Here is an 11,188-nt window from a genome sequence, read left to right as displayed (position 1 = left end):
ATTAGGCGCGTCTGTCGATGCCGCCGACGCGCGGGTGGACCAAGCCTATCTGCGCTGGCAACGTGCGGTGCTGTCGGCCATCGAAGAGGTCGAAAACGCGCAGGCCGATCTGCAGGCATCAACCGCCGCCAAGGCCGAGGCAGCGCATCTTGTCGATCTGAACCGCCGCGCCCTTGATCTGTCGCGCAGCCTCTTGACCAACCGTGGCACGATCACCGTGCTCGATGTGCTTGACCGTGAACGCGCGCTATCGCAGGCCCGTGCCGGGCTTGCCCGCAGCCAGCGCGATCAGGCGATCGATTACATCGTCCTGCACACCGTGATCGGGCAGGGTCATGCGCTGGATGACGGGTAGGATTAGGGCGCATGATCAGGAAGGCGACAATCTGGTGACATGTTCACGACAATCCGGGTCATTTGCCCACGCCCCTTTCCGACTTCACGGCTGTCTGCAATTCCTCCCGCAGACATAGGATCCTGACCAGACTTACGCCTTACGAATATATCAGCAAGATCGGGACGTTATGGCGAGATGGATTGATCTTGAACCGATCCATCAGATGCCGGGACCAGACACCTCAACAGAGCTCATAATTCGGCTGGGCTTTTCAGCCTAGCAATACATCGCACGATCATTCTTGATGTGACGCTCTACCAACTTTTTTGCTTGTTGGCCTTTGGGAGCGAACAGGGCCAAAGGCCGGTTCGTCAGAGGTTGATCTCCAAAGACCAACGCGATCTCTTCGAGCGCCTCTGGTGTCATCGCCTTCATGGCCTCTGTTCCGGTATAGAGTGTTTCTGCAAAGGCACCGTCTGCTTCGACGATCTCGTGATCGTCGCAGAGCAGGTGATAATAGGTGACTGCAGTCATATCGGTAGCAATGGTCACGCCTTCCAGACCAAGCAGATGTTTTGCTGGAACGAATACCTCTTGTGCATCGAACATACGCATGGCGATTCTGGACCGAACCACAATCCGGTGTTGCGGCGACACGATCAGATCGCGTGTCGGTATGCCATCGCCCAGTGTTCCAGCGGCGATACGGATAGGCTGCAACTTTGGAAAAGCAGTCAACTCTTCTGTTGCAAGCACGCGTTCTCCAATCCAACGAATAGTTTGCAGGCCGTGATCGCGTGTTGCCAACTTGTCGCCGACACGCAGCGTTTCGATTGCGCGTATGCCGTCTTCGGCCTTGATCTGCGTTCCTTTCGCGAAACAAACCGTCAGATTCTCGATTTCGGTAAATTCGACGGTCTGGCCGCTGTCATAAATCGCCGTGCCACTGGTTGAATCGCCGTCAAGATCTGTCGTCTCAGTCAGGGTGAAACGGCCAAAGCCGGTCAGATCCAGACTGTCGATATCTACACCATCAGTGCCGCCGTCGACTGTGATGGTCGTCGCGCTTGAACTGCTGGTCTGTGAAAAATCGAGCGTAAAGGTGTCCGAGTCAGCACCACCTTCTGCTGTATCCCCCGCTCCGACGGTGATGATGTCATCGCCATCGCCGCCGAAAATGATGTCATCACCATCGCCACCGTCAATCGTGTCATTGCCAGGCAAGCCGGCAACGACCCCAAAAATGTCGGCCGTCGTGAAATCAATTGGAACATTCCCAGTGTCAGGACCAGAGATGGTCGAGGAAAGACTATCGCTCCCAGTATTCTCAAAGAAGATGATAACAACGTTATGTTCGCCTGCACCGAGTGTGGTTAAACCTGACTCAGTGGCCTCGCTATGGCGCCCGTCATTGTTAACAACAAGGACCCCATCAACGAAGAGCTGCGAGCCATCGTCTGATGTCGTCGTGAACGCGTAGTTTCCATCTGTGGTCACGTTCAAGGTTGTTTCAAACCTGACAGCGTAGGTTTGACCATTTCCACCGTTCTCATTGCTGATCGTGTTGACGTCTAGACTATCGCGCAAGAATTCTGCCGTCGGCGTGTTGGAATTGTTGCCGATTGTGTCAAACCCGGCTTCGGCGAGGCTGTCTATTCCACCGCCGCCGGGGGGGAGTTCAAAATACTGAACGTCAAAAGGATCGGTGACACGTGGCGCCGCAGTGTCGCCAAAAATTGTGTCGTCGCCGTCACCGCCGAAGAGAACGTCATCACCGCTATTGCCGTAGATTGTATCGTCGCCCAAGCCGCCATCGACCGTATCGTTGCCTGCACCAGCATCTATGATGTCGTCGTTCCGCCCGATCCCGGTTCCGTCAGCCGCGTCAACAAAGTCGTTTTCTGGATCACCGTCATAGGACACATCGATAATATCATCGCCCGCAGTTCCATCGACGATCCCGTTTGATGACAAAATGACGCCGTCCTTGACGTCGGTTTGCCATGTCCCGTCAGGATCACCGTTGCCAAAATCCGCTGTGTCGAAGTTGGTTAACGCTGCGGCGTCACCTGAGCCAGGCAATACAACGTCATTTGTGCCACCATCAGTGAACCCGACTGTCGCCTCACCTGTGTAGCCATTCGTCCATTCAATATCTTCGTAAATGAACTCTACCGAGAAGTCGCCGTTACCGGTATTGGTCAAGACCACCTGAAAAGAGTTCAAGGGCGGTGTTCCCGTTAGGTCAAAGGGTGCAACCTCTGACCAAGTGATCGTGACGGCACCGGATGTAGGGTTCACATCCCAATAGATCTCACCGCCTTTGTTAATGTCCACGTCCGACCAAAACGGAGCGATGGCAGGCTCTCCGTAGCTGTCAATTGCGATAGGGGTGAAGGCGGTTTGGGGGCCCGCGAAGGTAATCAGGCCGTTCGAATTGATGTAGATACTTGTGTAATTTGTACCGAAATAATCAATTCCATCCGGTCCGAACGCTGAGGTGATATCAACTTCGACGCTGCCATCATCCAGATTGCCGGTTCTATCTGGGTCTATCGAGAAGACGTTTGTACCGAAACCCTCGGGTCCACCTAGTCCAGAGTTCAATACTGCCATTTATAAGCCCTCTGCTTACGCCGCATCGCTAAATTTCGACGAGCTAAGTTATTCGGATACATTTAAGTATACTTTTCCCGGAATATTTCCCGAAAAACGTATGAACGCAAGAAATGAAGTCTCTGGATTGATCTACCGCGATGAGCAGATGTGCATTCCCCGCATCTGATAGGTGGGTTGCATGATCAACCTATGTAGCTCTGACGTTCAGACCTTGCAGGGGTATTCGCAGGACGACCGACCTCTGAGGGTCTTGAACCTGCGGGCAAGGCTGTTCACGGCCATGAAAGCGGCGAGGCGATTTTACAACCGATCAAGGTAGTCAAGATGTCCTCGGTTGGTATCAGATGGCTAATTCACCGCCCCAAGCACCAACACCATCACGATCGAGTAGAGCGCGACACCGCCACCGATCAAGAACAGGGGCCAGTTTTTCGTCACTGTGGCCGTGGCAATTGATCTCATCTGATACATCAGGTCGGGCCACGTATATGAGACAAAGTCGCCTTGGGTGAAAACTGCCTTGATCCGTCCATCATCATCGACGACCGGCAGGCGGCGGAAGCGTTCATTCGACATAATCCTGAGCCAATCCACCAGATCGTCAGTTTCGCGCGCAAGCCGCGGATTTTCCGTCATAATATCTGACAGCAAAGTTTTTTTCGCATCCAATCCTTTGCCGACAAGCTTGTTCATTACATCCCGCTCGGTGACAACGCCGACAACTTTCTGTTCATCATCAATCACAATCACAGACCCATAGTTCTTTTCCGACATTGCTGAAACGGCATCAAACACGGTTGTCTGGGGCGAACGGGCCAGGGGTTTCTGCTTGGAGGCATACTCCGGGCGATCCATGAGACGGTTCCCCGGGCGTTCTGCTGTTTGCGGCATTTTGAAACTCCTTCGTTCTTACTATGAAACTAACGGTAGCCCGATCAGGCGAGTTGACCAGCCAAAGCCCTAGGGTTCACCGCCTGCACCGTAGTGCCAAACCAGTGCTGGAGCCTCGACCAAGGTTTTCGACAGTTTACTGTGTGGACGCAGTTTTCGACATTCTGGGCCTCATCCATGGCGACGACATTCGATCCGCCGCTGTGCAACCAGAGACGGGATAGGGCATTAGTGGATTATGCAGACCGTTAAGCGCGCTTGTTGTCAGTCAGGGCTTCGGTTTCTCGGGCGCTTCAGCTTCACTTTCGTGTCGCGCCCTGCGCAGTCGCGCCATCTTGTCCTCGCGCTCCTTGGTTTCGGAATCCTTGATTTCCTTCACGGCACGAGTGGTTTTTTCCATCGCGGTTTCGGTTTTGGGTTGTGCTGTTGTAAAGATGCTTGCTTTTGTAAGCTTGGCCATGGCTATCTTCTCCTTCAAATTGCTTCGGGATCTTGCTGGCTGGATGTGCTTGGTGGACGCTGCGTACGAATTGGGGCTTTGCCACATTATTCAGATCGCATCAGTTGCTTCTGGAGTGCTTCCAGAGTCGGAACGGCAACGTAAAAACCTGCCTGAGTGTCGCTGTTAACGCATGGTTCATTATTAGTAAAGTTGGTTGCGGGGAGGCGCAGTGGTCTAGATCAAAACCTCGGAAAAATTGTCATTTTGCACCGTGAGTACCAATCGACAACGGATTTTCGCTATAGCAAACAATCGATGATTGCCCTGCGGGGGCATACAATGGTAGGTCGCTGCACTTGAAAACGGCGCTGATGTCCTAACTGGTTGATATGACATGAGCAGCGCGCATTAAATGACCAGAGCCCAGCGGAACAACTTAGCAATTTATGATGATGTTGCGGACCAATGGTGGGCCGACGATATCCGCTGGGTGCGTACCCTCAAGAACATGGTGCCGGGACGGTTTTCCTGGTTTGACCAAATGACCGACTGGCAAGGTAAGACCGTTCTTGATCTGGGTTGCGCCGGCGGCTTTATGACCGAGGCTCTGGATGATCGCGCTGCCATCGCGACAGGGATCGACCCTGCCAAGGATGCAATTGCGTCAGCCAAAGCGCATGCACAACTTGGCAAACGCAAAATTCACTACGACGTGGGCGTTGGTGAGGCGTTGCCCTACGAGGATGCAAGTTTCGATGCGATTGTTTGCGTAGATGTCTTTGAGCACGTTCAGGACCTCGGAAAAGTTGTCTCCGAGATCGTCCGTGTACTGCGCCCCGGTGGTGCGCTGTTTTACGACACGATCAATCGCAATCCGCTGGCACGTTTCGTGACTGTCACCATTGCAGAAGACGTGCTGCGCATCTTGCCACAAGGCACCCATGACCCCAGCATGTTCATCAAGCCGTCAGAGTTGAAAGGCAAATTTGAAAGTGCAGGGTTGATACCGGGAAAAACCGCAGGCCTTGGCCCGCGTGGGATCAATCGACGTGGCGATTTTATATTTGGACGTGTGCCCGGCACATTTATCATCTTCATGGGTACGGCCCGCAAACCGCTTTCGGCACCTGAATGAGGAGAACAATGATGGGTAACAAGACCTCCGATGACCTCGCGATCCGCTTTGACCGGATGTGCGAGCACCTAGCGCTTATGGTGGGAAATACCGAGCGCCCGCAGCAGGTTGAGCAGCGCGGCGACCTGAACCTGCGCAAAGACGGAGCAGAGCACCGACGCTATCATGCTTTTTTTGATGATCTGCAGAACTGATGGACCGTGCTTTGCTTATGCGCCGTCTCAAATTCAGTGCATTGACCTTCCTGACAGCACTGTTCATTGCGCTGGGCGGTCATGCCATTGCGCTGGATAGAGAAACGCCTTTCGACTCCATCGACGGCGGGACACTTAACCTGTCGCAATGGGAAGGGCAGCCTGTACTTGTGGTCAATACAGCTTCAATGTGCGCATTCACAGACCAATACCGCGACCTGCAAGCGCTCTATGATCGCTATCGTGATCAGGGACTGGTCGTGTTGGCTATACCGTCCGACGATTTCAACCAAGAGCTCGCAAACGACTCAGAGGTCAAAGAGTTTTGCGAACTGGTCTATGGCATCGACATGCCGATGACCGTGATAACAAGCGTGAAAGGGCGCGATGCGCATCCGTTCTATCGGTCGCTTCGTCAGGAGTCCGAGTTTACTCCCAGATGGAATTTCAACAAGGTCTTGCTTGATGGCGAGGGACAGCTTGTAGCAACCTTTGCCTCTCGTGTGAGCCCGCTATCAGATCAGATCACTTTGCAGATTGAGAAATTGTTATCTGGGCCCACCGGATAGTTCCGCGTGACGACTTGGATGGTGTTGCAGCCACCCTGACTGCGCCAACTCAGGCCGATTGCCTGTTATTTCTTTCCGTCGTCGCCGCAAACTCCAGAGATATGAACTGCGCGCACAGGACCATCTTTAAGGCGCGGAACGGCGTAGGGCACGCGCTGTCGATACGCAAGAAATCTGTCGCCGTATCGCTTCTCAAACCGGCGTTCCTTGAGCCGCGGTGCCGCGAGGCAATATGCCGTTAGCGCCAGAGCGAGGGCAAACTGGTCAGGCGTCCAGACCGGAACCGTCCAAAGCGTGAGGGCGAAAGCAACGTAGATCGGTTGTCGGATCACGCGAAAGAGCCCCGTTGTCGGCATATCGGGGAAGACGGGTTTTTTGTCCTGCAAAAGAGACAGCCAACCCAAGGCGCCGGATTGCACCTCCGCCCCGGCATCAAAGCTCGCCTTCATCAGTAAGATCCAAGACATAGAATAGGCCGTGACAAGAGCATAGAACGGCAAGCCTTCTGCCTGCCACCAGACAATCCCGCTGGGTGTCCAAAGTGTGAAGAGTGCCAGAAGCTGTAGCGATGCAATGATTGCATAGTTGGTTGTCGCCAGCGTGCGTCCGTAGCGCACCGGCAAGACACGAGAAAGCCATCCCGATCCTTTCGCAGTCAGCAGAAGAGAATGCACGATCGGGAATTGCAGGATCAACAACGCATTGGTCAATGCAGCATACGGCCATGGAACGGCCCCCAAGCTGCGGCTCATTCCAAAGAACATCGCAACGACCATCGCAAGGACAGCGGCTGCGAATACGATATGAACGGTTGCGCCGAACAGCAGTGCCAAGGCGATACGGGCGCGTCCAGGTGGTGGGCTTAGGGCACCCCCGAGCAGTGTCATCAGTCTCTTTATGTGGTCGGGTCGGGCGTCAGGCACCATTTGACAACCCGTGCCGTTGGAGAATGCGCTGCAGGGTGCGACGATGCATATCCAGCATTCGTGCGGCTTGCGATACATTACCGCCAGCTTCCTGATAAACATGTTCGATGTGTTCCAAACGGGCTTGCGCGGGAGGTGTCGGGTTTGCAGGCACCGGTGCATGCTGGCCTTTGGGCGCCATCAACGCGTCAATGATTTCCTCTGCAGTCGCAGGCTTTGCGATATAATCAACCGCGCCAAGGCGTACTGCGGACACTGCGGTTGGCACGTTTCCATACCCGGTCAGGATCAATGCGCGCGCTTCGGGGTGCGTGGCTTCAAGATCGCTTACGACATCTAGGCCGCTGCCATCCTGGAGGCGAAGGTCGACGACCGCAAAGTCAGGCGCCTTTTCCAAGATCGCACGCCGGGCTTGTGATACGCTTGACGCCATTCGCACCTCGAATCCACGCCGCTTCATTGCCAGTGCGAGGCGCTCACGAAGTGCGTCGTCGTCTTCCACGATCAGAAGGTCTTGCAACTTGTCATCAGACATCATTTTGCTCCTTTATTACTGATACGTTCAGTGAGGTCTTTCAGATGCAGGTCGCGTCAATTCGCCACCATTAACGCTTAGTCCAAGGAGCGGCTCAGTGTCTTCGTGAAGGTGGGGCGTGCGCAAATCCAATCGCGCACGCTTGATTATTTCATTTTTGACCTACTTGTTCTTCAACGCAGTTGAGTGAAGACGCGCCAGCGCTGGGACCAAGATGGTCTGATCAAAATCACAGTATCGACAGAACGAGGATATCATGAAGTTTTTTGACAACATTCACCCCGCCACAAGAATTTATGCTGCTGAAGTTGAGGCTGGCAAATTATCCCGTCGCGAATTTCTGACGCGTGCGACTGCGCTGGGGGTCACGGCTACGGCGGCTTATGGCCTGCTTGGCTTGCCTCGGCCGGCTTTCGCCGCCGGTCATGTGCAGGCGGGTGGAACGCTGCGCATTGAATCGACAGTCAAGGCGCTGAAAGATCCGCGTACTTATGACTGGCCGCAGATGTCGAACTACACGCGCGGCTATCTGGAATATCTGGTCGAATATCAGACCGATGGTAGCTTCATGCCAATGCTGCTGGAAAGTTGGAAAGTGAACGAGGATGCCACCGAATACCTGCTTTCTGTCCGCCCCGGCGTGACGTGGAGCAATGGCGATGCCTTTACCGCACAGGACGTTGCCTTCAACATCACACGATGGTGCGACAGGAGCGTCGAGGGCAATTCGATGGCGTCGCGTATGGGGTCCTTGGTGGACGCGGACACCGGAAAAGCGCGCGAGGGGGCGATCACCGTCGTTGATGACAGCACCGTTCGCTTGTCACTCGGTCAGCCGGATATCACTCTGATCGCGGGTTTTTCTGACTATCCGGCGGCGATTGTCCATCAAAGCTTCAGCGGCGATCCCTTGGACAACCCAATCGGCACAGGCCCGTACATGCCCGCAGAGTTCGAGGTTGGCGTGAAGGCTGTTCTGGTCAAGAACGAGAATCACAACTGGTGGGGCGAAGGCGCGCATCTGGACCGGATCGAGTATATCGATTTCGGGACGGAGCAGGCTGGAATCGTGGCGGCGGTCGCCGGTGACGAGGTGGATATGGTCTATGAATCCATCGGTGATTTCATTTCAATCATGGATGATCTCGGCTGGTCAAAATCCGAGGCGGTGACAGCCAATACGGTCGTTATCCGCCCCAATCAGGTGGCAGAGGTCGATGGCATACAGCCATACGCTGACGCACGCGTACGCCGCGCATTAGCAATGGCGATCGATAACGCCGTGATGCTTGAACTGGGCTTTTCTGGTAATGGACGGATTGCCGAGAACCACCACGTATCTCCCATTCATCCTGAATATGCCGCGTTGCCTGCACCGGTTTTTGACCCTGATGGTGCAAAGGCCCTTATGGAAGAAGCCGGTATGGCGGATTTCGAGCATGATCTTATATCGATTGACGACACGTGGCGAAAGAACACCAGCGATGCGGCCGCAGCCATGCTGCGTAGTGCGGGCATCAACGTGAAACGCACGGTGATCCCCGGTGCAACCTTCTGGAATGACTGGACAAAGTACCCGCTTTCAACAACCGACTGGGCGCAGCGCCCATTGGGAGTTCAGGTGCTGGCGCTGGCTTATCGGTCAGGTGAGGCTTGGAACGAGACTGCGTTTTCCAACGAAGAGTTCGATACGCTTCTGGCCGAAGCCTTGTCTATTGCCGACGCAGATCAGCGCCGTGACGTGATGGCCAGATTGCAGAAAATCATGCAAGATGAAGGTGTAATCGTTCAACCTTACTGGCGCTCAATCTATCGGCATCACAAGCCCAACGTCATCGGTGCGGAAATGCATCCTGTGTTCGAAATTCATGTCGCGAAACTGGGTTACGCCGCCTAAAGCGCCCCGTACATGGTCGTATTTCGTTGCGTTTGGAACTGTCTGTGACGGACTAAAGTTTTTTGCGGCTTGAGAGCCGATGACCCTTTGCAGGAATGGAATCCGGGATCAATCCTAATGTTTGGGTTGCCCTGGATGCATTCTGCAGAGCAGACAGTTCGCCAATCGCCCCGCATTTAATGACATCCATGATCGGTGAATGAAGAGCCGTGGCAAACGGCGCTGTGCGGCGGTGTGGTTATCTGCTTTCACAAGGTCACCAGACGCTGTAGGCATCCCAATCTTTGACGTTTTGGGAAAGATCATGGCGCAAAATTCCACCATTTATAAAGTTGAACTTTCGGTCTCTGACATGGATCGTCATTATTATGAGACCCATAAATTGACCGTTGCCAAGCATCCTTCGGAGACGGATGAGCGGCTCATGGTGCGCATTGTCGCTTTTGCGCTGAATGCCCATGAGCATTTGGAAATGACGAAGGGCCTTTCCACGGATGACGAGCCGGACATTTGGCAGAAAAGCCTGAGCGGTGAGCTTGACGTATGGGTGGCCCTCGGGCTTCCCAGCGAGAAGGTGGTGCGTCAATCCTGTGGCAAGGCCGATAAGGTGGTCGTCTATTCTTACGGCGGAAGGACAGCCGAGATGTGGTGGGACAAGATCAAGAACAGCACCACCCGCTTCGACAACCTTCAAGTGACAAATCTTTCCGAGCAAGATACGGGCGAGTTGGCGAAATTGGCAAGTCGCACGATGAAGCTTCAGATCAACGTTCAGGACGGTGACGTCATGGTCAGTGTCGATGATAGCATCGTTTACGTTACGCCGCAAAAATGGAAGAGCACTGCCTAATTCGCGGTTGCCCCTGCAAAGACGGACTTGAGTTGCCCTGTAGTCCACACCCCCGTCAGGCTGACGGGCACAGTTGCTCACGCCATAGAAGCTTGAAACGAAAGTCACGAGCGGCATCCGCGCCGACGTTACCTTGCACTTTTACTGGCGCCGCGTAGTCGCAAAGTTTGTTTATGGACCATCTAATGTTCAGCTCAGAACATTCCGAGTGATGACCAAGCCTGTCCAGGCCGACACCGCAGTCACAACGCCACCCCAGAGCGTGTCAGCGACGACCATTGTCCAGTGCCAGTCGCGCATGATAGCATAGCTTGTGAATTCATAAGTGCCGTAGGCCATTAAACCGACCAGAAAAGCGGGCCCCAAAACACCAGTGCCATTGCGCAGGGCCGGTACTGATACCAGGCCTAATACTCCGGCGATATAGAAGAGGTAGAATGCTGCCACCGGTGCGAAGCGGATCGGCTCTGCCATCAGGGGGCCGATATGGCGTGTGAAGAGCGGCTGCATCACATAGGTCAGCATGATCGCATCAAGGATCAAGAAGACGGCGATTGTGGCGAAGTAAAGGATTGGCAGTTGCATGTGACGTTCCTTTGCGGTTGAGGATCTCCTGCTTGCATTGGCGAGAAAGCTGCTCACTCAGGTGGGGTGCAGGTCAGAGGCAAAGCGGTACTGTTCAACTTCTGTGGAGCATTATCGGTTGAGTTGTCATTTGTGGACGGCTCCTTGTTTCAAGGGTTGCTCTCGGATCGCATTCTGTCTGTCACAATCATATGTGATTGGCTGTAGC

The 11,188-nt window shown here is 54.2% G+C and carries 12 protein-coding genes; 6 read left to right on the top strand and 6 right to left on the bottom strand.

Annotated features, from left to right (window positions below; genetic code table 11):
* Positions 1-355: TolC family protein (locus tag R6T97_RS11840; RefSeq protein ID WP_410349497.1), on the top strand; the 355-nt coding region annotated here is incomplete at its 5' end.
* 258 nt (positions 356-613) lie between these two features.
* On the opposite strand, the gene R6T97_RS11835 is transcribed toward R6T97_RS11840, so the two are convergent.
* The 3 genes from R6T97_RS11835 to R6T97_RS11825 form a co-directional block, all read right to left on the bottom strand.
* A complete protein-coding gene (locus R6T97_RS11835; RefSeq protein ID WP_410349496.1) occupies positions 614-2,953 on the bottom strand; it encodes a Hint domain-containing protein in 2,340 nt (779 codons plus the stop codon).
* Between the two features lie 351 nt (positions 2,954-3,304).
* Positions 3,305-3,847, bottom strand: coding sequence for a CBS domain-containing protein (locus tag R6T97_RS11830; RefSeq protein WP_410349495.1), 543 nt, complete (start codon positions 3,845-3,847; stop codon positions 3,305-3,307).
* Between the two features lie 268 nt (positions 3,848-4,115).
* The gene (locus R6T97_RS11825) at positions 4,116-4,307 is read right to left on the bottom strand and encodes a hypothetical protein (RefSeq protein WP_410349494.1); all 192 of its coding nucleotides are present in this window, start codon (positions 4,305-4,307) and stop codon (positions 4,116-4,118) included.
* Between the two features lie 394 nt (positions 4,308-4,701).
* Here R6T97_RS11825 and ubiG point away from each other — a divergent pair, with 394 nt between their 5' ends.
* The 3 genes from ubiG to R6T97_RS11810 are packed head-to-tail and all read left to right on the top strand — an operon-like array spanning position 4,702 to position 6,187.
* A complete protein-coding gene (gene ubiG, locus R6T97_RS11820) occupies positions 4,702-5,424 on the top strand; it encodes a bifunctional 2-polyprenyl-6-hydroxyphenol methylase/3-demethylubiquinol 3-O-methyltransferase UbiG (RefSeq protein ID WP_410349493.1) in 723 nt (240 codons plus the stop codon).
* Positions 5,425-5,432: 8 nt separating this feature from the next.
* Entirely contained in the window at positions 5,433-5,618 is a 186-nt protein-coding gene (locus tag R6T97_RS11815) for a hypothetical protein (RefSeq protein ID WP_410349492.1), read from the top strand.
* 17 nt (positions 5,619-5,635) lie between these two features.
* Positions 5,636-6,187: a glutathione peroxidase gene (locus R6T97_RS11810; RefSeq protein WP_410349491.1), complete on the top strand. Its 552-nt coding sequence runs from the start codon at positions 5,636-5,638 to the stop codon at positions 6,185-6,187.
* Positions 6,188-6,252: 65 nt separating this feature from the next.
* Here the strand turns inward: R6T97_RS11810 and R6T97_RS11805 are convergent, their stop codons facing one another.
* Together R6T97_RS11805 and R6T97_RS11800 are read right to left on the bottom strand one after the other, a co-directional pair.
* The gene (locus R6T97_RS11805) at positions 6,253-7,074 is read right to left on the bottom strand and encodes a methyltransferase family protein (RefSeq protein ID WP_410349490.1); all 822 of its coding nucleotides are present in this window, start codon (positions 7,072-7,074) and stop codon (positions 6,253-6,255) included.
* A 28-nt stretch (positions 7,075-7,102) separates the two neighbouring features.
* The gene (locus tag R6T97_RS11800) at positions 7,103-7,648 is read right to left on the bottom strand and encodes a response regulator transcription factor (RefSeq protein ID WP_410349489.1); all 546 of its coding nucleotides are present in this window, start codon (positions 7,646-7,648) and stop codon (positions 7,103-7,105) included.
* 256 nt (positions 7,649-7,904) lie between these two features.
* Here R6T97_RS11800 and R6T97_RS11795 point away from each other — a divergent pair, with 256 nt between their 5' ends.
* Together R6T97_RS11795 and R6T97_RS11790 are read left to right on the top strand one after the other, a co-directional pair.
* The gene (locus R6T97_RS11795; protein WP_410349488.1) at positions 7,905-9,545 is read left to right on the top strand and encodes an ABC transporter substrate-binding protein; all 1,641 of its coding nucleotides are present in this window, start codon (positions 7,905-7,907) and stop codon (positions 9,543-9,545) included.
* A gap of 304 nt (positions 9,546-9,849) precedes the next feature.
* On the top strand, positions 9,850-10,395 hold the full coding sequence (locus R6T97_RS11790) for a YaeQ family protein (RefSeq protein WP_410349498.1): 546 nt from the start codon (positions 9,850-9,852) through the stop codon (positions 10,393-10,395).
* A 189-nt stretch (positions 10,396-10,584) separates the two neighbouring features.
* On the opposite strand, the gene R6T97_RS11785 is transcribed toward R6T97_RS11790, so the two are convergent.
* On the bottom strand, positions 10,585-10,980 hold the full coding sequence (locus tag R6T97_RS11785; RefSeq protein ID WP_410349487.1) for a DUF2177 family protein: 396 nt from the start codon (positions 10,978-10,980) through the stop codon (positions 10,585-10,587).
* Positions 10,981-11,188 lie beyond the last annotated feature (208 nt).

It is taken from the genome of Yoonia sp., assembly GCF_046498525.1.
Classification (GTDB): domain Bacteria; phylum Pseudomonadota; class Alphaproteobacteria; order Rhodobacterales; family Rhodobacteraceae; genus Yoonia.
This window is presented reverse-complemented; position numbering and strand designations above follow the sequence as displayed.